This is a genomic window from Cereibacter sediminicola, assembly GCF_007668225.1.
GTDB classification, from domain to species: Bacteria; Pseudomonadota; Alphaproteobacteria; order Rhodobacterales; family Rhodobacteraceae; genus Cereibacter_A; species Cereibacter_A azotoformans.
In genome coordinates, this window is the sequence record NZ_VDEK01000007.1 from 82,307 (window position 1) to 103,575 (window position 21,269).

Annotated in this window: 26 protein-coding genes; 15 read left to right on the forward strand and 11 right to left on the reverse strand. The window is 69.2% G+C overall.

Features of this window, described 5'->3' with window-relative positions; all coding sequences use genetic code 11:
• Window positions 1-43: 43 nt before the first annotated feature.
• From FG154_RS07170 to FG154_RS07190, 5 genes are all read right to left on the reverse strand, one after another.
• The gene (locus FG154_RS07170; RefSeq protein ID WP_145105971.1) at window positions 44-283 is read right to left on the reverse strand and encodes a hypothetical protein; all 240 of its coding nucleotides are present in this window, start codon (window positions 281-283) and stop codon (window positions 44-46) included.
• A 154-nt stretch (window positions 284-437) separates the two neighbouring features.
• Window positions 438-878, reverse strand: a complete 441-nt coding sequence (locus FG154_RS07175) for an SRPBCC family protein (RefSeq protein WP_145105974.1) — start codon at window positions 876-878, stop codon at window positions 438-440.
• A gap of 10 nt (window positions 879-888) precedes the next feature.
• Window positions 889-1,602, reverse strand: coding sequence for a DUF1428 domain-containing protein (locus tag FG154_RS07180; RefSeq protein WP_145105977.1), 714 nt, complete (start codon window positions 1,600-1,602; stop codon window positions 889-891).
• The gene (locus FG154_RS07185; protein ID WP_145105979.1) at window positions 1,599-2,096 is read right to left on the reverse strand and encodes a VOC family protein; all 498 of its coding nucleotides are present in this window, start codon (window positions 2,094-2,096) and stop codon (window positions 1,599-1,601) included. Before FG154_RS07185 ends, FG154_RS07180 begins: the two co-directional genes overlap by 4 nt.
• Window positions 2,093-2,494: a VOC family protein gene (locus FG154_RS07190; RefSeq protein ID WP_145105982.1), complete on the reverse strand. Its 402-nt coding sequence runs from the start codon at window positions 2,492-2,494 to the stop codon at window positions 2,093-2,095. The genes FG154_RS07185 and FG154_RS07190 overlap by 4 nt, the downstream gene beginning before the upstream one ends.
• Window positions 2,495-2,550: 56 nt before the next feature.
• On the opposite strand from FG154_RS07190, the gene FG154_RS07195 reads away from it, so the two are divergent.
• The 13 genes from FG154_RS07195 (at window position 2,551) to FG154_RS07255 (ending at window position 15,495) form a co-directional block, all read left to right on the forward strand.
• Window positions 2,551-3,000, forward strand: a complete 450-nt coding sequence (locus FG154_RS07195) for a MarR family winged helix-turn-helix transcriptional regulator (RefSeq protein ID WP_145105985.1) — start codon at window positions 2,551-2,553, stop codon at window positions 2,998-3,000.
• Window positions 3,001-3,121: 121 nt separating this feature from the next.
• On the forward strand, window positions 3,122-3,754 hold the full coding sequence (locus FG154_RS07200; RefSeq protein ID WP_145105987.1) for a PRC-barrel domain containing protein: 633 nt from the start codon (window positions 3,122-3,124) through the stop codon (window positions 3,752-3,754).
• 368 nt (window positions 3,755-4,122) lie between these two features.
• A complete protein-coding gene (locus FG154_RS07205; RefSeq protein ID WP_145105990.1) occupies window positions 4,123-5,778 on the forward strand; it encodes an alpha/beta hydrolase in 1,656 nt (551 codons plus the stop codon).
• A gap of 309 nt (window positions 5,779-6,087) precedes the next feature.
• Window positions 6,088-8,976 carry a monovalent cation/H+ antiporter subunit A gene (locus FG154_RS07210; RefSeq protein WP_145105992.1) on the forward strand — a complete coding sequence of 963 codons (2,889 nt, stop codon included), beginning with the start codon at window positions 6,088-6,090 and terminating at the stop codon, window positions 8,974-8,976.
• Window positions 8,976-9,320, forward strand: coding sequence for a Na+/H+ antiporter subunit C (locus FG154_RS07215; RefSeq protein ID WP_145105995.1), 345 nt, complete (start codon window positions 8,976-8,978; stop codon window positions 9,318-9,320). Before FG154_RS07210 ends, FG154_RS07215 begins: the two co-directional genes overlap by 1 nt.
• Window positions 9,317-10,936, forward strand: a complete 1,620-nt coding sequence (locus FG154_RS07220; RefSeq protein WP_145105997.1) for a monovalent cation/H+ antiporter subunit D — start codon at window positions 9,317-9,319, stop codon at window positions 10,934-10,936. The genes FG154_RS07215 and FG154_RS07220 overlap by 4 nt, the downstream gene beginning before the upstream one ends.
• Window positions 10,937-10,941: 5 nt before the next feature.
• On the forward strand, window positions 10,942-11,430 hold the full coding sequence (locus FG154_RS07225; RefSeq protein WP_145106125.1) for a Na+/H+ antiporter subunit E: 489 nt from the start codon (window positions 10,942-10,944) through the stop codon (window positions 11,428-11,430).
• Complete coding sequence (locus FG154_RS07230; protein ID WP_011910535.1) at window positions 11,427-11,708, forward strand: K+/H+ antiporter subunit F; 282 nt, start codon at window positions 11,427-11,429, stop codon at window positions 11,706-11,708. Before FG154_RS07225 ends, FG154_RS07230 begins: the two co-directional genes overlap by 4 nt.
• Complete coding sequence (mnhG, locus tag FG154_RS07235; RefSeq protein ID WP_145106000.1) at window positions 11,705-12,085, forward strand: monovalent cation/H(+) antiporter subunit G; 381 nt, start codon at window positions 11,705-11,707, stop codon at window positions 12,083-12,085. The genes FG154_RS07230 and mnhG overlap by 4 nt, the downstream gene beginning before the upstream one ends.
• Window positions 12,086-12,295: 210 nt before the next feature.
• A complete protein-coding gene (locus FG154_RS07240) occupies window positions 12,296-12,850 on the forward strand; it encodes a DedA family protein (protein WP_145106003.1) in 555 nt (184 codons plus the stop codon).
• A complete protein-coding gene (locus FG154_RS07245) occupies window positions 12,847-13,569 on the forward strand; it encodes a glycosyltransferase family 2 protein (protein ID WP_145106006.1) in 723 nt (240 codons plus the stop codon). The genes FG154_RS07240 and FG154_RS07245 overlap by 4 nt, the downstream gene beginning before the upstream one ends.
• 28 nt (window positions 13,570-13,597) lie before the next feature.
• Window positions 13,598-14,848, forward strand: a complete 1,251-nt coding sequence (locus FG154_RS07250; protein WP_145106009.1) for a BtaA family protein — start codon at window positions 13,598-13,600, stop codon at window positions 14,846-14,848.
• Entirely contained in the window at window positions 14,845-15,495 is a 651-nt protein-coding gene (locus FG154_RS07255; RefSeq protein WP_145106012.1) for a class I SAM-dependent methyltransferase, read from the forward strand. The genes FG154_RS07250 and FG154_RS07255 overlap by 4 nt, the downstream gene beginning before the upstream one ends.
• A gap of 55 nt (window positions 15,496-15,550) precedes the next feature.
• Here FG154_RS07255 and FG154_RS07260 read toward each other — a convergent pair whose 3' ends face one another.
• The 6 genes from FG154_RS07260 to FG154_RS07280 form a co-directional block, all read right to left on the reverse strand.
• Window positions 15,551-16,213, reverse strand: a complete 663-nt coding sequence (locus tag FG154_RS07260) for a phosphoribosyltransferase (protein WP_145106015.1) — start codon at window positions 16,211-16,213, stop codon at window positions 15,551-15,553.
• A complete protein-coding gene (locus tag FG154_RS07265) occupies window positions 16,210-16,860 on the reverse strand; it encodes a dienelactone hydrolase family protein (RefSeq protein WP_186312307.1) in 651 nt (216 codons plus the stop codon). Before FG154_RS07265 ends, FG154_RS07260 begins: the two co-directional genes overlap by 4 nt.
• Window positions 16,861-16,946: 86 nt before the next feature.
• The gene (locus tag FG154_RS07270; RefSeq protein WP_246100160.1) at window positions 16,947-17,708 is read right to left on the reverse strand and encodes a DUF6639 family protein; all 762 of its coding nucleotides are present in this window, start codon (window positions 17,706-17,708) and stop codon (window positions 16,947-16,949) included.
• A complete protein-coding gene (locus tag FG154_RS21030; RefSeq protein WP_186312308.1) occupies window positions 17,689-17,859 on the reverse strand; it encodes a hypothetical protein in 171 nt (56 codons plus the stop codon). The genes FG154_RS07270 and FG154_RS21030 overlap by 20 nt, the downstream gene beginning before the upstream one ends.
• 176 nt (window positions 17,860-18,035) lie before the next feature.
• Window positions 18,036-18,566 (reverse strand): Hsp20/alpha crystallin family protein, encoded by a 531-nt coding sequence (locus FG154_RS07275; protein WP_145106019.1) that lies wholly within the window; start codon window positions 18,564-18,566, stop codon window positions 18,036-18,038.
• Between the two features lie 98 nt (window positions 18,567-18,664).
• Window positions 18,665-19,501 carry a Crp/Fnr family transcriptional regulator gene (locus FG154_RS07280; RefSeq protein WP_145106022.1) on the reverse strand — a complete coding sequence of 279 codons (837 nt, stop codon included), beginning with the start codon at window positions 19,499-19,501 and terminating at the stop codon, window positions 18,665-18,667.
• Between the two features lie 196 nt (window positions 19,502-19,697).
• Between FG154_RS07280 and FG154_RS07285 the strand changes: the two genes are divergently transcribed.
• A complete protein-coding gene (locus FG154_RS07285) occupies window positions 19,698-20,393 on the forward strand; it encodes a Crp/Fnr family transcriptional regulator (protein ID WP_145106025.1) in 696 nt (231 codons plus the stop codon).
• Between the two features lie 410 nt (window positions 20,394-20,803).
• Window positions 20,804-21,265: a host attachment protein gene (locus FG154_RS07290; protein WP_145106027.1), complete on the forward strand. Its 462-nt coding sequence runs from the start codon at window positions 20,804-20,806 to the stop codon at window positions 21,263-21,265.
• Window positions 21,266-21,269: the final 4 nt, after the last annotated feature.

Consider the following 21,269-nt stretch of genomic DNA (forward strand, 5'->3'; position numbering starts at 1 on the left):
GGAGCGGCGCGCAGGGGCCACGTCCGCCGGTTCGGCCGGAGCGTCAGCGAGGGCCCGCCTCGCTCTCCTTCCGGCGCCGCACCTCGGCGAGCCTGCGGGTCTTCAGGGCCCGCTCCTCCCGCTCACTCTCCACGCGGAGCCGCGCCGCCTCGGTGGTGCGCTCGGCCTGCAGTTCCTTCGACGTCCGCTTCTGTTGCGGCGCAAGCCGGGGCTCGTCGGGGCGGTGGTCCGCACCCTGCAGAAAGCCCTCGAAGACTGCCCGCGCTGTCGGAATCCGATTCATACGGTTCTCCTCAAAGACGGATAACCTGGGGCGCGATCGCGTCAGGTCGAGGGGGCGGCCGCAATTCCCTCGGCTGCGGGCCGGAAGAAAGCGGCGCGGGACGCGGTCTGGCGGGCGGGGTGCGTCCCCGTCCGCCAGAGGCGCTTCCGGGCCTTCAGTCCGTCTGGGCCTCGACTAGGCGGGCCAGAAGCTCGAGGCTCTGCTGCCAGCCGATGCGGCAGGCTTCGGGCGGGATCGCATCGGGCAGACCGGTCTGTTCCACGGTCAGCTCGGTGCCGGCCGAGACCTGCCGCAGGCGGTAGGCGGTCTGGATCTCGCCCGACAGGCCTGGTTCATCGAACAGATCGCTCGCCACGAGACGTTCCTCGGGCACCACCTCGCGGTAGGAGCCGCCGAAGCCGTGGGCCTCGCCCGTGGCAAGGTTGCGGAAGGACATGCGGAACCGGCCGCCCTCGCGCAGGTCGAGCGTCTCGATCTCGCAGACATAGCCGTCCGGGGGGTTCCACTTGACGATGGCAGCGGGTTCCGTCAGCGCCCGCCAGACGCGCGCCGGGGGTGCGCGCAGGACACGGATCAGGGTGAGGTCATGGGGCATGTCGGCTACCTCAGGTCTGGATCACCGGGGAAAAGCCGCCCCAGATCACCCGCTTCATGTCGAACGGGCACTCCAGCGCCGCCATGCGCGGGTCGTCCATCACCCGCGCATTGCCCGCCGCGCGCACTGTCGCGTCGGGCCACTGGACCCACGAGAAGACGATGGCCTCGTCGGGCGTGGCCGCGACGGCGCGGCGGAAGTCGGTCAGCTTGCCGTCAGGCACGTCGAGTTCCCATGCCTCGACGATCCAGACCGCACCATGTTCGGCAAAGATCGGATCGCAGGCCGAGGCGAAGGCGCGGAAGGCCTCGCGCTTGTCCCGGGGAACGGGGATCACGAACCCGTCGAAATAGCCGCCGGCTTGCGGCGCACCCACCTCGAACAGCGGCTCGAAGCTGCCCCAGATCACCCGTTGGCCATCGAAGGGCATCGGGTTCGTCTCGGCCCTCAGGCGCGGGTCCTCCATCGCGCGCCGCATCCCCTCGTCCTGCGCGGCCTTCGAGGGCCAGCGATACCACGAGAAGATCACCGTCTCGTCCGGGCGCGCCTGAACCGCGAGCGGGAACGACGTCACCTTGCCGTCGGGCACATCCTCGCCCCAGCATTCGACGGCATCCGACAGCCCGTGGTCGCGGAAGCCCTCGGCGGCGAGACGGGCGTGCTCGATGAAGGCCTGGCGGTTCCCGGTGGGCACGGCGCCGACAAATCCGGTGATGCAGGTCATGGATGCTCCTCCTGTGATGCGCCGCGTCGGGCGGCTTCGATGGCGGCGACGTCGATCTTCCTCATGGTCATCATGGCGTCGAAGGCGCGGCGCCCCTCTTCGCCGCCCGCCACCAGGGCCTCGGTCAGCACGCGCGGGGTGATCTGCCAGTTCATCCCCCAGCGGTCCTTGCACCAGCCGCAGTCGCTCTCGCGGCCGCCGTTGGCGATGATGGCCTCCCACAGCCGGTCGGTCTCGGCCTGATCCTCGGTCATGATCTGGAACGAGAAGGCCTCGGTCTGGGGAAAGGCCGGCCCGCCGTTCAACCCGAGGCAGGGCAGGCCGCAGACGGTGAACTGCACCGTCAGCACGTCGCCCTTCCGCCCGGAGGGATAGTCGGCGGGTGCGCGATGGACCGATCCGACATGGCTGTCGGGAAAGGTCTCGGCGTAGAAGCGGGCGGCCTCTTCGGCATCGCGGTCGAACCAGAGGCAGAGCGTGGCCTTGGGGATCATGGCGCGCTCGCCGGGCCCGGTTGCAGGACCGCCCACCTGAAGCCGAACGGGTCCTCGAGCAGCCCCCAGTCGTCGCCCCAGAACTGACGCTCGTAGGGGGCGAGGATGCGGCAGCCGGCTTCAACGGCCCGATCCCACCAGCCGCGGCCGTCCTCCACGACCAGTTGCAGATGCCCGAAGCCCGGCGCGGGGCCGCTTCCGCCGTGGTCTGTCAGCATCAGCGCACCGCCATTGATCGCAATTTGCGCATGCATCAGCCCCGGCTGTCCGTCGGGCATGGGCATGCGGCCAAAATCCTCGGCACCGAAGGCACGGGACCAGAAGTCGCAGGCCTCGGCCCCGCGACCGCCCATGGAAAGGTAGGGGATCACTCCCCGCATCAGGCTGGCATCTGTCATCATTCCTCCCGCAGGCACGCATTGCCCGTGCCCCGGTACTTTGGTATCAAATATTCATGTCGGATTCAACCTTTGAGCTTCTCCCCCGCGAGACCGTCCTGCACATCCGGGACACCTGCCTGTGCCTGGCTGCGCAAAGGGCGGCGCGCCGACTTGCCCGCCGCTTCGACAAGGTGCTGCGGCCCTTTGGCCTGACCAACGGCCAGTTCTCGCTGATGGTGGCGCTGAACCAGCCCGATCCGCCGCCGCTGGGCCGCCTCGCCGCCTTCCTCGGGATGGAGCCCTCGACCCTGACTGCGGCGGTCAAGCCGCTGGCCCGGCGCGGCCTCCTGCTGGTGGAGCCCGACCCGGCGGACCGGCGGTCGCGCCGGCTGCGGATCACGGCGGACGGGGTGGCGCTGATGCGTGAGGCGGCCGAGGTCTGGCGCGAGGCCCATGCCGCGCTCGAGGCCGAACTGCCCGCCGGCACGGCCACGGCCCTGCGGCGGGATCTGGCCGCCCTCTGACGGATCGGGACGGCGGAGGGGTGCGCTTCAAGCGTCCGTGAGGCGCCGGAACGATGACCCCGACCCGCTGTTTCCTGCGCCGTGACCAGACAGTCACGATCCCAACCAGAAGGAGACGACCATGCCGAAAGCACTTTTGACAACGGTCGCCATGGGTCTGATCGCTGCCGCGCCGGCCTTCGCCCAGTTGGACACGCAGACCGACACGCAGGGCACGCCCCCTCTGTCGGACCTGAGTGGCCAGACGCCCGGCCAGACCGGCCAGGGCATGACGGATACGGCCCCGATGGGTCAGGACCAGATCGGCCAGGATCAGACGGATCCGCTGATGCCGGGCCAGACCGACCAGGACTTTGCGCAGGATGACGCGACGATGGGCGCGACCTCCGGCATGATGCAAGCGTACGATTCCTACAGCGAAACCGATGACTTCAACGGCCAGGTGGCCGGTGACCGCTCGGCCGATGAGCTGATGCAGGCCAGCATCGTCAACAGCGACGGTGAAACGGTCGGCCGGATCGTCGATCTTGCGATCGGCGAGGATGGCAACATCGATCAGGCCGTCGTCGAGCTGAGCGATGTCGGCCTCGCCGAAGAGGAGCGCCATGTGATGATCTCGCTGGATGAGCTTTCCTCGGCCGAAGGTGACGCCACGGGCGAGTTCGTGCTCGACAGAGCCGGCGACGACCTGAGCCAGATGCAGCGCTTCGAGAAGTCGGAAGACCGCTGGGAGCCCGCCGAGCAGGACATCTGATCCCATTCCCCCGCGTCCGGTGTCACCGGACGTGGACCCTTGCACGGGTGCGGCGCCGGCGCGCCCGCCCGTGCGTCCTCTCTCGCCAAACGGGCGGAGCTGCGGCTCCGCCCGTTCGGCCTTTCAGAGCCTTCCCCGTATACCCGCCACGGCTGTCCCAGCGACCTGTTCCCTCGTCACATCGAATAAGGAGCGACTTCGGGCAGCCGCGCCATGTCCTGCAGTGACAAGATGAAGATGGGCTCGACATCGTCGCAGCCCGAAGCCATCATGACGTCCTGTTCCTGAGACACGAACCACCGATGGCGGTCCTGGGTGCCGGACCGCGACGCCACGACGGGCAGGCCGCCCGTCAGACGGAGTTGGGTATGCGGTTTTTGCTGTCGCGGTTCTCGACGATCGGCCTGCTGCTGGGGGTGCTGTTCCTGGCCGCCTCTCTGACCCCGTCACTGATCCCGCGCGGCCCCGTGATGCAGGGTGTCCTCGGCGGAGTCGTCCTTGCGCTTGGCCATCTCGTCGGCCGGATCATCGAGGCCGTGTGGCGGCTTGCGGACATGCCGGTGCTGCGGGGCCGTGCCTGGCGCCCGGTGCAGCTGGTCCTCTGGGTCGCCGTGCTGGGCACGCTGGGCCTGGCCTTGCGCTACAGCCACGTCTGGCAGAACGACCTGCGCCTGCGGATGGGGATGGAGCCCGCCCCGGGCACGCACCTCCTTCAGGTTCTGTTCCTGGCGGCTGCGGTCTTTGCGATCCTGTTTGCCGCGGGTCAGGTCGTGGCGGCCTTTGCGCGCCTCGTGCGGTCGCGCCTTTATCGGGTGATGCCCCGGCGCCGGGCTGATGTTCTGGGCTTCCTGCTCGTGGGGATCGCCCTCTTCATCCTTACCCGCGACGGCCTGCTCGACACGACCATCCGCGCGATGGACAGCTCCTTCGAGGCGGCGCAGAACCTCTTCGACACGGCGCCACCACCGCCGACCGAGGCGCGCATGCCCGGCAGCCCGGCTTCGGTGATCGACTGGGAGGCGATGGGCGAGCCCGGACGCGACTTCGTGACGTCCGGCCCCGATGCGGCAGTGATCGCGGCCTTCACCGGCCGGCCCGCCCTCGATCCGATCCGCGTCTATGTCGGGCGCGCCAACGCACAGACCCCGCAGGCGCGCGCAGATCTCGCGCTGGCAGAGCTTCGACGGCTGGGCGCCTTCGACCGCAGGATCCTTGTCGTCACGAGTCCCACCGGCACGGGCTGGATGGACCCGGGCTCTCACGACACGGTCGAATACATGCACGGGGGCGACATCGCCACCGTTGCGGTCCAGTATTCCTACCTCCAGTCCCCCTACGCGCTGCTCTTCGAGACGAGCACCGGGCTCGATCAGGCGACCGCGACCGTCTCCACCATCCACGATTACTGGCGACGGCTGCCCGAAGAGACACGGCCGCGGCTCTATATCCATGGTCTGAGCCTTGGGGCCTGGTCGTCGATGTATGCGACCAGCCTGTTTCATCTCGTGAACGATCCGATCGCGGGCGCCTTCTGGGCGGGCCCCCCCTTCCCCTCGGATTTCTGGAACCGGGTCCAACGCGCCCGGACCGACGGCAGCCCCTGGGTCCTGCCGCGGATCGGAGACGGCTCGCTGATCCGCTACGCGGCGCGCGGAGAGGGCGGCGACGCCGGCAAGGCGGACTGGGGTGCGATGCGGATCATGTTCCTTCAGTATCCCAGTGACCCGATCGTCTTCTTCGATCCGTTCTCGACCTTCCGCCCCCCGGTCTGGATGGGCGAGCCGCCCGGCGACGGCGTCTCGCCCCACCTGAGGTTCATGCCGATCGTCACGCAGCTCCAGCTCGGGCTTGACATGGCGCTCTCGACCACCGCGCCGGCCGGCTACGGACATTCCTACCATGCGCAGGACTATATCGAGCCATGGGTGCAGGTCACCGCGCCCGACGGCTGGACCGACGCGGATACCGAGCGCCTCAAGGCCCATTGCAACAACGGCTTCCAGTTCGGCTGCTCGAACCGATAGGTGGCCGGCCGCAGGCCCGCCACCGGCGCCACCCTCGGCGGTCGCCGCACCATCTGCCACCGGCGCGCGCGGGGCCGGAGGCTGATGTCGGACGCCCCCTCGCCGCTCCCCGATGACGGATGATGCGGCCAGAGGAGCCGCAGCCTGTTCAATCTGTGCCTCTCGCCTTGATTTCCGCTCCGACTGCCTTTCATTGAGGCCATCGGTCCCCGAGATGAATCGCCCACGCGCCGGTCGTTCCGGCTGCGATGCGCCGCGTCATCTCCGGTGGTTCCGGCAGAACAATCCTGAGGGGGGACCAGGCACCGCATGATCGAACAGAACCTTCTCCTGATCCTCGTGTCCCTGCCGTTCCTGGGCGCGCTGGCGGCGGCGACGCTGCCGGTGAATGCCCACAATGCGGCGGCCTGGATCTCGGGTCTGGTTCTGGGGGGATCGCTGCTGGTGCTGGCGAGCCTTCATGGTGTCGTGGCCCGGGGAGAGGTGCTGCGGGTCGGCATCGACTGGGTGCCGCTGATCGGGCTCACGCTCGACTTCAGGCTGGATGGCTTCGCCTGGATGTTCGTGACGCTGGTGATGGCGATCGGCGGGCTCGTGGTGATCTACGCCCGCTACTACCTGTCGAAAACCGATCCGGTGCCGCGGTTCTATTCCTTCCTCATGGCTTTCACCGGGGCGATGGTCGGCATCCTCATGTCGGGCAACATCCTGATGCTGGTGGTCTTCTGGGAGCTGACCTCGATCCTGTCCTTCCTGCTGATCGGCTACTGGCATCAGGCCCAGACGGCGCGCGACGGGGCACGGACGGCGCTGGTGGTGACGGCGACCGGGGGGCTCTGCCTCCTGGCGGCGATGCTGCTTCTGGGCCAGATCGTGGGCAGCTACGATCTCGACGCCGTGCTGGCCTCGGGCGAGGCGATCCGGGCGCATCAGGCCTATCCGCTGGTGCTGGCGCTGTTCCTGATCGGGGCCTTCACCAAGTCGGCGCAGTTCCCGTTCCATTTCTGGCTGCCGGGCGCGATGGCGGCGCCGACGCCGGTTTCGGCCTATCTCCATTCCGCGACGATGGTGAAGGCGGGGGTGTTCCTGCTCGTCCGCTTCAGCCCGGCGCTTGGCGGGACCGAGCTGTGGTTCTACGCCGTCACCGGCACCGGCATGGCGACGCTGATCCTCGGCTCGGTGATCGCGCTCTTCCGGCACGATCTCAAGGGGTTGCTGGCCTATTCCACCATCGGCCACCTCGGTCTGATCACGGCGCTGGCGGGCATCGGCACGCCGCTTGCGATCCTCGCTGCGATCTTCCACATCGCCAACCATGCGCTCTTCAAGGCCTCGCTCTTCATGGCGGCGGGCATTATCGACCATGAGAGCGGGACGCGCGACATGCGCCGCCTGTCGGGCCTGATCCGGCTGATGCCGGTGACGGGGACCCTGGCCATCGTGGCGGCGGCGGCCATGGCCGGGGTGCCGCTGCTGAACGGGTTCCTGTCCAAGGAGATGTTCTTCGCGCAGGCGGTGGACTGGCACAACGGCACCTGGCTCGACGTCTCGCTGCCGTGGCTGGCGACCTTCGCCGGGATATTCTCGGTCGCCTATTCGCTGCGCTTCATCGCCACCGTCTTCTTCGGGTCGCCACCCGTCGGCCTGCCACGCACCCCGCACGAGCCCAAGCCCTGGATGCGCCGGCCGGTCGAACTTCTCGTGGCGCTCTGCCTGCTGGTGGGCATCCTGCCGGGGCTGACACTGGGGCCGACGCTGAACCTCGCTGCCCGATCCGTGGTGGGCGAGGCCCTGCCCGAGACCTCGATCGCGATCTGGCACGGGATCAATGCGCCCCTCGTCATGAGCCTTGCGGCGCTGCTGCTGGGGGTGGGGCTGCATGTGCTGCTCGGCTCTCGCATCGGCGCGGGTCCCGAGGGGCCGCCGCTCCTGCATCGGTTGCGGGCGCAGAAGATCTACGAGTGGCTCCTGCTGCGCCTCAGCTGGATCTGGCCGCGGATGATCCTGGAGCTGGTGGGGACCGAGCGGCTGCAGCCGCAGTTGCGGCTTCTGGTGCTGCTGGCGCTGGCTGTCGGGGCGGTGACGCTCTGGGGCAGCCTCTGGCCGCTCGAGGCGGCGCGCCAGACGCCGCTGAGCGCCGGTTTCGTCCTGATGTGGGTGGTGGGCGTGGCCTGCGCCCTCGGAGCCGCATGGCAGGCCAAGTATCACCGCTTTGCGGCGCTGGTGCTGCTGGGGGGCGCGGGGCTGGTCACCTGCCTGACCTTCGTGTGGTTCTCGGCCCCCGACCTTGCGGTGACGCAGCTTCTGGTCGAGATCGTGACCACGGCGCTGCTGCTGCTGGGGTTGCGCTGGCTGCCCAAGCGGCGCGAGGAGATCGCCGAGGACAAGCTGCTGCCCGCCCGCCTGCGCCGCGGCCGCGACCTTGTCATTGCGGGCCTGTCGGGCGCGGGTCTGGCCACCCTCGCCTATGTGGTGATGACGCGGCCGCTCGTCCCCAACATCGGCGACTGGTTCCTGCGCAACGCCTATCACGAAGGCGGCGGCACCAACGTCGTCAATGTCATCCTCGTCGATTTCCGCGCCTTCGACACGTTCGGCGAGATCACGGTGCTCGCCATCGTGGGACTGACGGTCTATGCGCTGCTGCGCCGCTTCCGCCCCGCCCCGGAAAGCGTGGCGCTGCCCGACGAGCAGCGCGGCGAGGCGGCGGAGGCGCTGCGCGGCTACCTGACCGTGCCGGCTGTCATCATGCAGTGGATGTTCCCGGCGCTGATCGTGCTGTCGGCCTATCTGTTCCTGCGCGGCCACGACCTTCCGGGCGGAGGCTTCTCGGCCGGCGTCACGCTGGCGATCGCCTTCCTGCTGCAGTATCTCGCCACGAATGTCCGCTGGATCGAGGCGCGGCTGACGGTGCTGCCGATCCGCTGGATGGGGGCCGGGCTTCTGGTCGCGGGCACCACCGGGATGGGGGCGTTCCTCTTCGGCTATCCGTTCCTGACCGCCCATTCCCGCTATGTCGAGCTGCCGCTTGTCGGACCCGTGCCGGCGGCGACGGCGCTGCTGTTCGATCTGGGCGTCTATGCGCTGGTGGTGGGGGCGACGGTGATCATGCTCATCGCCATCGCGCACCAGTCGCTGCGCTCGGTCCGCCTGCGCGAGCAGGAGGCCGAGGATGCCGCCCGCAGGGAGGCCGCCTGATGGAGATCGTCCTCTCGCTCGCCATCGGCATCCTGGCCGGCTCGGGCATCTGGCTGCTGCTGCGGCCGCGCACCTTCCAGGTGATCGTGGGGCTCTGCCTTTTGTCCTATGCGGTCAATATCTTCATCTTCTCGATGGGGCGGCTGACGCTGGCGCAGCCGCCGATCATGCCCAAGGGCGGCTTCATCGACCCCACGCGCTACGCCGACCCGATGCCGCAGGCGCTGGTGCTGACCGCCATCGTCATCAGCTTTGCCACCACGGCGCTGTTTCTGGTGGTGATGATGGCCTCGCGCGGGGTGACGGGCACCGACCATGTGGACGGAAAGGAACGTGACCAGTGACCGGCGGCCATCTCGTCATCGCGCCCGTCCTGATCCCCTTCGTGGCGGGCGCCCTGATGCTGCTCTACGACGACCGGCAGCGGCGGGCGAAGTTCGCGCTGTCGATCGGTTCGGCGCTGGCGCTCCTTCTGGTGGCGGTCGAGCTTCTGAACCGCTCGAAGGGAGGCGGGGCAGGGGGGAACGAGATCTCCTTCTACCTGCTGGGCGACTGGGCGGTGCCCTTCGGGATCGTGCTGGTCAGCGACCGGCTGTCGGCCATGATGCTGTGTCTGACCGCGCTGCTGGCGATCCCGACGCTGCTCTATGCGGGGGCGGGCTGGCAGCGTCAGGGGCAGCATTTCCACTCGCTGTTCCAGTTCCTGCTGATGGGGCTGAACGGCGCCTTCCTGACCGGCGACCTCTTCAACCTCTTCGTCTTCTTCGAGGTGCTGCTGGCGGCCTCCTACGGTCTTCTGCTGCATGGCTCGGGGCAGCTGAGGATCCGGGCGGGCCTGCATTACATCGCCATCAACCTTGCGGCGTCGCTGCTGTTCCTGATCGGCGTCAGCCTGATCTACGGCGTGACGGGCACGCTCAACATGGCGCATCTGGCCCGGATCGTGCCGACGGTCACCGACGCCGACCTTCCGCTCCTCAAGGCCGGGGCGGCGTTGCTGGGGCTTGCCTTTTTTGTGAAGGCGGGGATCTGGCCGCTCTCGTTCTGGTTGCCCACCGCCTACATGGCGGGGGCCGCGCCGGTGGCGGCGATGTTCACCATCATGACCAAGGTCGGGATCTACATCATCCTGCGCCTCTCGATGCTGCTGTTCGGGCCGGCCGCCGCCGCATCGGCCGGCTTCGGCTCGGGTCTGCTGATCGCGGGCGGGATGGCGACGGTGGGGTTCGGCCTTCTGGGTGTGCTGGCCTCGCAGGGGCTGGGCCGGATGGCGGCTCACATGGTGCTGATCTCGTCGGGGACGGTCCTTGGAACGGTGGGCTTCACGCTGGCGGGGGGCGGGCCCGACATGCTGGGCGGCGCGCTCTACTATCTTGTCAGTTCCACACTCGCCACCGGCGCGCTCTTCCTGCTGATCGAGCCCATGAGTCGCGAGGAGGGCGCCATTGCCGGCATGCTCGCGCTGACGGCCGACGCCTACGGGCTGGACGAGCTGGAGGAGGACGATCCCGAGGTGGGCCTCGCCATTCCCGGCACGCTCACCGTGCTGGGGCTCAGCTTCGGGGCCTGCCTTCTGGTGCTGGCCGGGCTGCCGCCGCTGTCGGGCTTCATCGGCAAGGTGGCGATGCTGGCGCCGCTGCTGGCCGCGCCGACGGTCGATCCGGTGCTGGGCTGGTCGTTCCTGTCGCTTCTGATGCTGGCGGGGCTGGCCACGCTGATCGGTCTGGTGCGGATCGGCATCCAGACCTTCTGGGCGACGGACGGCTCGGTGCCGAAGGTCCTCGCGCTCGAGATCGCGCCGGTTCTGGGGCTGATCGCGCTGCTCGTGACCCTGACGGTCCGGGCCGAGGACACGCTGCGCTACATGCAGGCCACGGCCCGCGCCCTGCATGAGCCGGCGATCTACGCCGACGGCGTCTTTGCCGCCCCCCGCGTCACCGAAGGAACCGCCGCGCCATGACAAGCCTGAGCCGCCTCGTGCCCTATCCGCTGCTCTCGCTGTCGCTGGTGCTGATGTGGCTGCTGCTCACGCGCTTCTCGCTGGGGCATCTGCTGCTTGGAACGGGGATCGCGCTGGTGGCGGGGCGGGCGATGGTGGCTCTTCAGCCCGAGAAGCCCCGCATCCGCCGCTGGGCGCCTGTCTTGCGGCTGGTGGGCATCGTCAGCCTCGACATCATCCGCTCGAATGCGGCCGTGGCGCTTCTGATCCTGAACGCAGGCCGCCACGGCGCCCGGCGCTCGGCCTTCCTGAGGATACCGCTGCGCCTGCGCTCGCAGCCGGCGCTGGCGCTGCTGGCCATCATCCTGACCGCCACCCCCGGCACCGCCTGGCTGGAACATGACGCAGAGGCGGGCGTGCTGCTTCTGCATGTGTTCGACATGAAGGACGAGGCGGAATGGATCGCGCTGATCCGCGACCGCTACGAGGCCCTGCTGCTGGAGATCTTCGAATGAGCGCCACGATCCTCGCCGCGGCCCTGACCTATGCCCAGGCCATGCTGGGCATCGCGGCCTGCCTTGCCTGCTGGCGCACCCTGCGCGGGCCGCGCGCGCAGGACCGGGTGCTGGGGCTGGATACGCTCTATGTCACGGCGATGCTGTTCTTCGTGGTGACGGGGATGCGGATGGGCACGACCTTCTTCTTCGAGGCCTCGCTGGTGATCGGCGTCCTGGGCTTCGTGGCCACCGTATCGCTGGCCAAGTTCCTGATCCGCGGAGAGATCATCGAATGAACCATCTCGAGGCCATCCCTCTCTGGCTTGCCATTCCTGTGGCCCTGCTGCTGGTTCTGGGCAGCACGCTCACGATGCTGGGCACCATCGGCCTCGTGCAGCTGCGCAGCTTCTACGACCGCCTGCACGCGCCCACGCTGGGCACCAGCTGGGGGACGGCCGGGATCATCCTGGCCTCGATGCTGCTCTTCAGCCTGTCGCGGGGCCGGCCCATCGTGCACGAGCTGGTGATCGGCGGCTTTGTGATGATCACGACGCCGGTCACGCTCCTGATGTTGGGGCGGGCGGCGCTCCACCGGGATCGGGCCGAGCGCACGAAGGGCGTGCCGGGCGCCGAGCCGCCCCCCGATCCCCCGTCCGACGCGCCGAGGGTCTGAGCCCCGGCCGCCGTTCGCCAAGCGTGCTGTCAACGCCGGGCCGGCACTTCGGCCAGCGGAACCGTCACAAAATCGTGGCCGAGTCCCGTCATAGGGTAGGGCCATGATCAGTGCCCGCCCGTCCGCGCCCCGACATCGTCTCTCCCGGCTTCTCCGCGGCGGTGCCGCGCGGGCGGGCACGCAAGCCGTCGTCTCACGCAGGGGTGCAAGATGATCGCGCAAGAGACCGTCGTGACGCTTCTGGCCGTCCACGGGCTGGCCCTGATCGCGCCGCTGGCGCTGGTCGAGGGGCCCATCGTCACCGTGATCGCGGCCTGGCTCGCGCAGCGCGGAGTGCTGGACCTGACGGCCGTCACCCTCACTGTGATGGCGGCCGACCTCGTGGGCGACGCGATTCTCTACGCCGCGGGCCGCCGCGGAGGCCGGCCTGCGCTGTCGTTGCTGCGGGTGCGGCAGGCGCAGATCGAGGATCTTGCGGCGGGCTTGCGCGCCCGCGCGCCCGCCGTGCTGATCGGCGCAAAGCTCACCCATGCCGCCGGGGCCGCCGTCCTGTTGGCGGCGGGGGCCGCGCGCGTGCCCTTTGGCCTCTTCATGGCCTGCAATGCGGCGGCCACCCTGCCCAAGAGCCTGTTCTTCGTGAGCCTCGGCTGGTGGTTCGGTGCGGCCCACGCCCGGATGGGAAGCTGGATTGCGGTCGGCGCGCTGTCGCTCACGATCCTGCTTGTCCTCCTCTTCCTCCTCTATCGCCGGAGATCCTGTTCATGAGCCTTGCCACCGTGACCTGCCTCATCCCCGCCTTCAACGAGGGTCGCCGCATCGGTGCGGTGCTGGCCGCGGCCTGCGCCAACCGGCTGGTGGACGAGGTGATCGTCATCGACGATGGCTCGACCGACGATACCGCCGAGGTGGCCGAACGCGCGGGCGTGCGCGTGCTGCGCCAGCCCGCCAACCGCGGCAAGAGCGCGGCCTTGGCACGAGGGATCGCCGCCGCACAGGGCGAGCTGATCCTGCTGCTCGACGCCGACCTTCGGGGGCTGACGACGAACCATGTCACGGATCTGCTCGCGCCGGTCCTGCTCGACGAGGCCGAGGGCAGCCTGAGCCTGCGCGGCAACGCTCCGCTGCCCTGGCGGCTTCTGGGGCTCGACTACATCTCGGGCGAGCGCGTCCTGCCGCGAGCCCTCTTGGCGGATCGGCTCGATACGATCGCGCGCCTGCCGCGCTTTGGCTTCGAGGCCTATCTGAACGCCCTCTGGATCGCCTCGGCCGCCCGGCTGGCCGTGGTGCCCTGGCCCGATGTGGCCAGCCCCGCCAAGGCAGGAAAGCGCGGGCTGGCGGCGGGCCTTGCGGCGGATGCCCTCATGCTGGGCGACATCTTCCGCACCATTCCGCCGCACCGCGCGCTGGGCCAGATCGTCGCCCTGCAGCGCCAGCGCCTTCCCGGGCACCGGCGCCTGCCGCTTGTGCCGATCCCGGGCCGCTGATTCCCTTCCTCGAACGAAAGGTCTCCTCATGCTCGACATGGCGCCGCAGCCCGTTTCCGCGCCGACCGTGGCCCGCCAGATCGGCGCGGCCGTCCACCGCCGCTCGCCCCTCAGCGCCGAGGGGGTGATGGAGCGCCTGTTCTCGCGGCTGTTTCACGGTCTCGTCTATCCGCAGATCTGGGAGGACCCGGTGGTGGACATGCAGGCGCTGGCCATCGCGCCGGGGCAGCGGCTGGCCTGCATCGCCTCGGGCGGATGCAACATGATGTCCTACCTGACCGCCGGGCCCGGAAGCCTGCTGGCCGTGGATCTCTCGCCCGCCCATGTCGCGCTGGGGCGGCTGAAGCTGGCGGCCGCCCGGCACCTGCCCGACCATGAGGCCTTCTTCGACTTCTTTGGCCGCGCCGACCGGGACACCAACATCCGCGCCTATGACCGTTACCTCGCGCCGCGGCTCGACCCGGCGACGCGGGGCTGGTGGGAGGCGCGGACGCCCTTCGGCCGGCGGATCGGCCTCTTTGCCCGTGGCTTCTACCGCCACGGGGCGCTTGGCCGCTTCATCGGCGCGGCGCATCTGGTCGCGCGGCTCGGCGGGACCGATCTGGGTGGCCTGCTGGCCTGCCGCACGGTCGATGAGCAGCGCACCTGGTTCAACGGCCACATCGACCCGCTGTTCGCCGCGCCCCTCGTGCAGTCGCTTGCCCGCCATCCGGCGGCGCTGTTCGGGCTCGGCATCCCGCCCGCGCAATATGAGTTGCTGGCCTGCGACGGGGACGGCGACGTGCTGCCGGTGCTGCGCGAGCGGTTGCGGCGGCTGTTCTGCGACCATCCGCTGCGCGAGAACTACTTTGCCTGGCAGGCGGTCGCCCGCTGCTATCCCGAGCCCGGCGAGGGCGCGCTGCCGCCCTATCTGGAGCCCGCGGCCTTCGATGCCCTGCGCGCCCACGCCGCGCGTGCCGAAGTGGTGAACCAGCCGCTCACGAAGGCGCTGGGGGGTGAGGCCTCGGGAACGATCCACGGCTTCTCGCTTCTGGATGCGCAGGACTGGATGACGCGGGCCCAGCTGGCCGATCTGTGGCGCGAGATCACCCGCACGGCCGCCGCCGGGGCCACGGTGATCTTCCGCACCGGGGGCGCGGCGGACATCCTGCCCCAGCAGCTGCCGCCCGAGATCCTGTCCGCGTGGCAGAGCGACCGTGCCTTCGCCCGCGCCTGCCACGAGGCGGACCGCTCGGCGATCTATGGCGGCTTTCACATCTACCGGCGCCGCAGCGCATGACGGTGGGGCCCCATGCGGCGCTGATGGACGCCACCTACCGTCACCAGCGGCGGATCTACGACATCACGCGCCGTCACTTCCTGCTCGGGCGTGACGAACTGATCGCGGCGCTCGCCCCGCCGCCGGGCGCGCGTGTGCTTGAGATCGCCTGCGGCACCGGGCGCAACCTTGACCTGATCGACCGCCGCTGGCCGGGGCTGCGCCTTTACGGGCTCGACATCTCGGAGGAGATGCTGCGGACGGCGCGCGCCCGCCTTGGCACCCGCGCGCGTCTTGCGCAGGGCGACGCCACCGACTTCGACGCCCGTGCGCTGCTCGGCGCCGCGCGGTTCGAGCGCATCGTGATCTCTTACGCGCTGTCGATGATGCCCGCCTGGCGTCCTGCGCTGGCCCATGCCGCATCCCTGCTGGCCGAGGGGGGCGAACTGCATGTGGTCGATTTCGGGGATCAGGCGGGCCTGCCGCGCTGGTTCCGCACAGGTCTGCGCGGCTGGATCGGCCGCTTTCATGTCGAGCCGCGCGACGACCTCAAGGCGGCGCTGGCCGAAGCGGCCGCAGGGGTGGGGGGCATCAGCCGCTCGGACAGTCGGTTCCGGGGATATGCCTGCCTTGGCGTGATCCGCAGGACCGCCCCGGCAACGGTCTGACAGGGCTGCGCGGCTCTGGCAGGAGCCTCGGGGGGACTTCTGCCGGCGGCGCATCCTATCCCAGCTTTCCGTCTGGCGGCGCGGCGGCCGACAGCAGGCGCACCACTTCCTGATCGGTGACCTGCGTGAAGTCACCGTAATGAAGGCCGACGGCACGAAGGGCATCGACGGGCAGGGGGCACAGGATCTCGTCCACCTCGGGCCGCAGACTCTCGAGCGTGTCGCGCGCCGCGACCGGCACGGCCAGAACAAGCCGGGCCGGGCCTTTCCGTCGCGTGGTCCGAAGGGCGGCTCGGATCGTGGCGCCGGTTGCAATGCCGTCATCGACGAGAATGGCGGTCCGGCCCGTCACGGGAACCGGCGCGCGACCCGCAAGATAAAGGCTGCGGCGGCGGGCGATCTCGTCCAGCTGGACCGCTGCCAGCTCTTCCAGATCCGCCCGGTCGAGCCCCGCCATCGCCGCGACCGACTCGTTGATCACCATCTCGGGGTCCTCGCCGTCCGCCACCGCCCCTGCGGCAAGTTCGGGCTGCCATGGCACGCCCAGCTTGCGCACCATGACCAGATCGAGCGGGGCCGACAGCGCACGTGCGACCTCGAACGCAACCGGAACCCCGCCGCGGGGCAGGGCGAGAACAACCGGATCCCTGTCGTTCCGCCCCGCGAACAGTGCGGCGAGCCGGCGTCCGGCCTCTGTCCGGTCGCGGAAGACCGTCATGGCTCGGCCCGCTCCAGATGCTCGAGAAACCAGTCCGTCGCCAGATCGACCACCTGATCGAGCGCGCCCGGCTCTTCGAAGAGATGCGTGGCACCCGGAACGATCACCAGCCGCCAGTGGCAGGTAAGGAGGCGGGCCGCCTCCTCGTTCAGAGCCAGCACCTCCGGGTCCGCCCCGCCCACCAGCAGGAGGGTGGGGGCGATGACCTCGGCCAGCGCCGGTCCGGCCAGATCGGGCCGGCCCCCGCGCGACACGACGGCCCGCACCTCGCGCGGCAGGCGGGCCGCCGCGACAAGGGCGGCCGCGGCGCCGGTGCTGGCGCCGAAGAGGCCGATCGGCAGGCCCTCGAGATCCGGCTCCTGCGAGAGCCGGTTCACGGCTCCGATCACGCGCCGGCCAAGCAGCGGGATGTCGAAGACGTTGTGCCGGTCCGCGGCCTCGGCCTCGGTGAGGAGATCGAAGAGAAGCGTGGCGATCCCCGCCTTGCCCATCCGTTCGGCCACGAGATTGTTGCGCGGGCTGAGGCGGCTGCTGTCCGCGCCATGGGCGAAGATGACCAGCGAGCGGCTGCCTTCCGGGATGCGCAGGGTGCTTTCGAGCCGCTCTGGCCCGATCGTCATGATGCGCCTTTCGCCCGTCTTCCCCATGGTCCCGCCTACTCCGGCTGCCCCGCCATCGAACCCCGCCCCGGTCGGGCGCGCATTGATCGCTGTCACGCAGGCGCAGGATCCTCTCATTCGGTCCAGAGGAACTGGAACTCCTCGGTGGAGAAGGGAGTGCTGCCGGTCAGCAGTTGGCGGATGAAGGCGCCGCCGCCCTGCTCCTCGGCGAAGAGAAAGGCGCTGATCGCGAAGGCCTCGGGGTCCATCGCGTAGGTCATCGGGTTGATACGCTCGGCGGTGGCGAAGGCGGTGACGTCGGGATGGCGTTCCAGCACCTCGGCCCGGAGCGCCGGGGGCATGAGGTGGAACTGCACCGCATAGGCGATGAACTCGTGCCAGACCATGCCGATGTCCGCGCTCTGCGGCCCGAGGATGTCGCTCACGGTGGCGTGAACCAGCTCGTGCGTCAGGATCGAGCGCGCGACGGGCGGGCTCCAGTCGAGGCCCCAGGTCTGGCGATCACGAGACAGTCCGCGGTGGCCGGACACCACGCAGACCATGTCCTGCCGGAAATCATAGCAGCCGGAGATCTCGGCCCGCGTCCCGGTTGTGGGCTCCGCCCCGGAGGGTTCGCCGGGCAACTCGATCTCGATCCGGTCGGCGAAGACGACGGTGACTTCCGGCTCCAGGCTGAAGCCGAGCGCCCTGAAGTAGCCCGTGACCTCCGCCAGCACCTCGCAGGCCTCCGCGATCTCCTCGGCCGATCCCGAGACCGAGACACCGGCGAGACCGCAGGCGGCGGCGGCAGGGCGGGCCGTCGTCAGGGCGAGGAGCAGGACGATGAGGCCAATCCGCCAGCCGCGGCCCTCGCCGCTACGGGCAGGGCGAGGCATAGTCCGAGGCATGCATCGACTGCACCGGATCACCCGGATTGCAGGGCGAGCCCGACAGCGGATAGCTTTTCTGCTCGGTGCATCCGCCCAGCCCGAGAGCAAGCGCCACGGCAAGGGCGGCAAACCGGTGACGCGGGATGTGGCCGTCCATTCTCTTTCTCCTTGGTCGGGCAGGTCGTGCAGCGGCTTGCGGGCTGCCGCATCGGGGCTAAGCGTCTGGCGGTTGCAGCGCGGGCGGGGGCGACCGGGCGGGTGCCCACGGCAACAGGGGCCGCGCCAGCTCTGCGCGGCCCCTGCCGGTTCGACCGCCCTCGGGACGCGCGGGGGTCAGGCGGCCTTCACCTCGATCCTGCGCTCTTTTTCCATCGCCTCGGCCGTCTTCGGCAGCATGACCGTCAGGATGCCCTTCTCGTAGCGAGCGGCCACCTTGTCGGCGTCGATGCCCGCCGGCAGGCGGAACATGCGCTGGAACATGCCGCTGCTGCGTTCGCGCAGGTGATAGTCCCCCTTGTCCTCGTCGCGCTGCGAGCTGCGCTCGGCCCGGATCGTCATGCTTCCGTCCGCAAGGCGAACGTCGATCCGCGCAGGGTCGAAGCCCGGAAGCTCGGCCTGCACCTCATAGCCGTCGGGGCGCTCGATCAGATCGACGGCCGGAAGCGTGAGGCCCGGATGCGGCCAGGCGGGGCCCGCCTCGACGCCGCCCGTTCGGCGGTTGAGAAAGCGAAAATCGGGCCAGTCGAAGTCGTGCATCAGCCGGTCGAGCTGCTGGCGCATGTAGGCCAGCGGCTCCCATTCGCGCAGCTGCGCCGGTGGCGTCGGAGCCTCGCGCCGGACGTCCACATTGGTTTCGTCGGTCATTGCAATACTCCCGAAATCGAAGGTCTGCCGGATCAGGACCGGCGCCCGCGCCTTGCCCGCGGCGCGTGCCGCGCCGCGGCGGGCCGGAGATCGCGGCTTCAGGAAACCTGCGCCTTGGCCGGGCTGGCTTCATTGACTGCGGTCATCGGCGGCTGTGCTCCGCCGATCCACTCGCCGAGGTCCGGCGCGGCGAGCGCAAGCGCGGAGAGATCCTGCGTCACGCCGCCCTTTCCCAGCAGCCGCGCGAGATTGCGGATGCGGAAGCGGGTGGGACTCAGGATCTCGATCACGCCCTGATCTTCCAGCCGGTGAATGATCCGGCTGATCGATTCGACCGTCATGCCGAGAAGGTCGGACAGATCCTGCCGCGACAGCGGGTTGGTGACGATCCGGCTGCCGTCGGGCTGCTGCTCGGGCGAGAGCAGGCGGCCGGCCAGCGCAAGGAAGGCGCAGATCCGCTCTTCGGGTTTCAGCGCACCCAGCATCCAGGTCAGCCATCGCATCCGTTCGAGATGGACGAGATTGGCCTCGTGCACGGCGCGGCGCAGTTCAGGGTTGTGCCGGACCGTCTGGATCAGGTCGGCCATCGGCACTTCCAGTAGCCGCGCCTCGGTGCAGGCCTCGACCGACAGGCCCTGCCGGCCCTGAAGATCCGTGCCCAGCAGATCACCCGGCAAGAGCAGATTCAGGATCTGCCTGCGGCCCTCGAGCCCGATCCGCTGGACCCGCAGGATGCCGCTCTCGAGGAGCCAGACGCTGCGGATGTCGTTGCCCTCTGCGACCAGCACCTCGTCAAGCGACAGGCGGACCTTCCGGCCATGAAGCGACGGCCTGGACAGGAACCGCCGCCCCGAGGCCGCGCATGGTGGACCGGCCGACATTCTCGCGCTGGTGCTGCCCTGTCGGTCGTTCGTGCTGTCAGAACTGGAAACCATCGCCACTTCCCCCCGGTCAAACTGGCGGTTGATAAAATTCTCGAACAATCGCTTTCGGGCTGCAGAGTCGCACGGAGCCGATCCTGTGCATTGTCGCGCTTCAACACGCGCGACAATGCACAGGGCTAGATTGGAGGTGATGGGATCACGAAGGGGTGAGCGGGTGGTTGAGGATGTGCACCGCGGAGGGCCGCGCATGACGGGTGTTGCCGCCGGAGATCTGGCCCATTTCCGTTCGATGCTGGATCATGTGAACACGCAGACGCGTGAGGCACTGATGTCGATGGTGCGCGAGCATGAGGTGGCTCAGGGACAGGTCATCGCCGTCGAGGGCAGCACCCTGACCGAGATCGGATATGTTCTCGAGGGGGCTCTCGGAATGATCAAGATGCTGCCGGACGATCGGCAGCACATCATCGGCCTGCTGATCCCGACCGATCTGTTCGGCCGCGTCTATGACGGGCCGCTCACCTACCGGATCACGGCCCTGTCGCACAGCCGGCTCGTCACCTTCCCCCTGGCCGAGTTTCAGGCGCTGCTGGATCAGGACCCCGAACTGGAGCGCATCTTTCTCGTCCATCTGCTCGACGAGATGGATGCCGCACGCGAGTGGCTGATGATGATGAACGGGCTGAAGGTGGTCGAGCGCGTGGCCTCCTTCCTGATCATCCTGGCCCGTCGTGCGGGCAACGGGGGCGAGGTGGCGCTGCCCCTCGGCCGAAAGGACCTCGCGCACTACCTCGGGGCCCGACCCGAATCGCTCAGCCGGGCCTTCCGCACGCTCGAGCGGATGCAGGTGATCGAGAGTCTGGACGCAGCGGCGCGGCGCTACCGCATCTGCAACCCGAAGCGGCTGGTGCAGGCCTCGGGGCAGGATCTCGTGCTGGACTGAGCCCGGGCCCGGTCCCCGGATCGAGGGTCAGGACACAGGCCGGCGACAGGCCGAAGTAGCGCCCGATCTCGGCGACGGTCAGTCCGAGATCACGAAAGGCCTCGCACACAGCCCGGGGGTCCGGCCCCATCCGCTCGGCCGCGCGCGGACAGGGGGGCACGGGGTCCGTTACCGCCCCCCCGACGATGGTCCTGTCCGCGCGTTGGCAAAGCCGGTTGCGCATGTCCGCCGGATCGCTTCCAAGGGTGGTGTTCATTCCGGTTCCTCCCTGCCTGCCCGGTCTGGTCCGCATCCTCGGCCAAGCGCCGCTCATGGCATTGACGCGGGGCAAGAGCGCGCAGGCCCGTGACGGCGGTCAATGCCTGTGAACCGGATCCGGCCAATTCTGTCCCGAGGATGGAGACACCAAGATGATGTTACGTGAGGAGGATACCTGGGCACTGGTTCTGGACAGCACGCGCGCGCGCATCCTGAGAGGGTTGCCGCGCCGTGGGCCTCCGCCGACGGCGGAGCTTGTCCTGAAGTGCGAAGCGCACAAGCTGCGTGATCTGATGTCGGACAAGCCGGGGCGCAGCTTCGCGTCCTTTGGCGGAGGCCGGCGTTCGGCGATGGAATATGGTTCCGATCCGCTGAAGGAGGATGAACGCACCTTCCTGCGCGAGGTCGTGGCCGTGCTCGAGACACACCGGCGGGCGGGCGAGGTTCACCAGCTCGTCATCTTTGCCGAGCCGCATTCGCTCGGGCTCATGCGGACGATGCTGCCGCCCGCGTTGCGGCGGCTGGTGCGGTGCGAGATGCCGCTGAACCTGATCCATGTGTCGGCCCATGAGCTGCCACAGGTGATCCTCGGCTATCTCGGACGCAAGATGTAAGCCC

Bases quoted from the DNA above. Each gene is read 5' to 3' on its own strand.
- FG154_RS07170 (WP_145105971.1), bottom strand. From the start codon at position 283: ATGAATCGGATTCCGACAGCGCGGGCAGTCTTCGAGGGCTTTCTGCAG.
- FG154_RS07175 (WP_145105974.1), bottom strand. From the start codon at position 878: ATGCCCCATGACCTCACCCTGATCCGTGTCCTGCGCGCACCCCCGGCG.
- FG154_RS07180 (WP_145105977.1), bottom strand. From the start codon at position 1,602: ATGACCTGCATCACCGGATTTGTCGGCGCCGTGCCCACCGGGAACCGC.
- FG154_RS07185 (WP_145105979.1), bottom strand. From the start codon at position 2,096: ATGATCCCCAAGGCCACGCTCTGCCTCTGGTTCGACCGCGATGCCGAA.
- FG154_RS07190 (WP_145105982.1), bottom strand. From the start codon at position 2,494: ATGACAGATGCCAGCCTGATGCGGGGAGTGATCCCCTACCTTTCCATG.
- FG154_RS07195 (WP_145105985.1), top strand. From the start codon at position 2,551: ATGTCGGATTCAACCTTTGAGCTTCTCCCCCGCGAGACCGTCCTGCAC.
- FG154_RS07200 (WP_145105987.1), top strand. From the start codon at position 3,122: ATGCCGAAAGCACTTTTGACAACGGTCGCCATGGGTCTGATCGCTGCC.
- FG154_RS07205 (WP_145105990.1), top strand. From the start codon at position 4,123: ATGCGGTTTTTGCTGTCGCGGTTCTCGACGATCGGCCTGCTGCTGGGG.
- FG154_RS07210 (WP_145105992.1), top strand. From the start codon at position 6,088: ATGATCGAACAGAACCTTCTCCTGATCCTCGTGTCCCTGCCGTTCCTG.
- FG154_RS07215 (WP_145105995.1), top strand. From the start codon at position 8,976: ATGGAGATCGTCCTCTCGCTCGCCATCGGCATCCTGGCCGGCTCGGGC.
- FG154_RS07230 (WP_011910535.1), top strand. From the start codon at position 11,427: ATGAGCGCCACGATCCTCGCCGCGGCCCTGACCTATGCCCAGGCCATG.
- mnhG (WP_145106000.1), top strand. From the start codon at position 11,705: ATGAACCATCTCGAGGCCATCCCTCTCTGGCTTGCCATTCCTGTGGCC.
- FG154_RS07240 (WP_145106003.1), top strand. From the start codon at position 12,296: ATGATCGCGCAAGAGACCGTCGTGACGCTTCTGGCCGTCCACGGGCTG.
- FG154_RS07245 (WP_145106006.1), top strand. From the start codon at position 12,847: ATGAGCCTTGCCACCGTGACCTGCCTCATCCCCGCCTTCAACGAGGGT.
- FG154_RS07250 (WP_145106009.1), top strand. From the start codon at position 13,598: ATGCTCGACATGGCGCCGCAGCCCGTTTCCGCGCCGACCGTGGCCCGC.
- FG154_RS07255 (WP_145106012.1), top strand. From the start codon at position 14,845: ATGACGGTGGGGCCCCATGCGGCGCTGATGGACGCCACCTACCGTCAC.
- FG154_RS07260 (WP_145106015.1), bottom strand. From the start codon at position 16,213: ATGACGGTCTTCCGCGACCGGACAGAGGCCGGACGCCGGCTCGCCGCA.
- FG154_RS07265 (WP_186312307.1), bottom strand. From the start codon at position 16,860: ATGGGGAAGACGGGCGAAAGGCGCATCATGACGATCGGGCCAGAGCGG.
- FG154_RS07270 (WP_246100160.1), bottom strand. From the start codon at position 17,708: ATGCCTCGCCCTGCCCGTAGCGGCGAGGGCCGCGGCTGGCGGATTGGC.
- FG154_RS21030 (WP_186312308.1), bottom strand. From the start codon at position 17,859: ATGGACGGCCACATCCCGCGTCACCGGTTTGCCGCCCTTGCCGTGGCG.
- FG154_RS07275 (WP_145106019.1), bottom strand. From the start codon at position 18,566: ATGACCGACGAAACCAATGTGGACGTCCGGCGCGAGGCTCCGACGCCA.
- FG154_RS07280 (WP_145106022.1), bottom strand. From the start codon at position 19,501: ATGGTTTCCAGTTCTGACAGCACGAACGACCGACAGGGCAGCACCAGC.
- FG154_RS07285 (WP_145106025.1), top strand. From the start codon at position 19,698: ATGACGGGTGTTGCCGCCGGAGATCTGGCCCATTTCCGTTCGATGCTG.
- FG154_RS07290 (WP_145106027.1), top strand. From the start codon at position 20,804: ATGATGTTACGTGAGGAGGATACCTGGGCACTGGTTCTGGACAGCACG.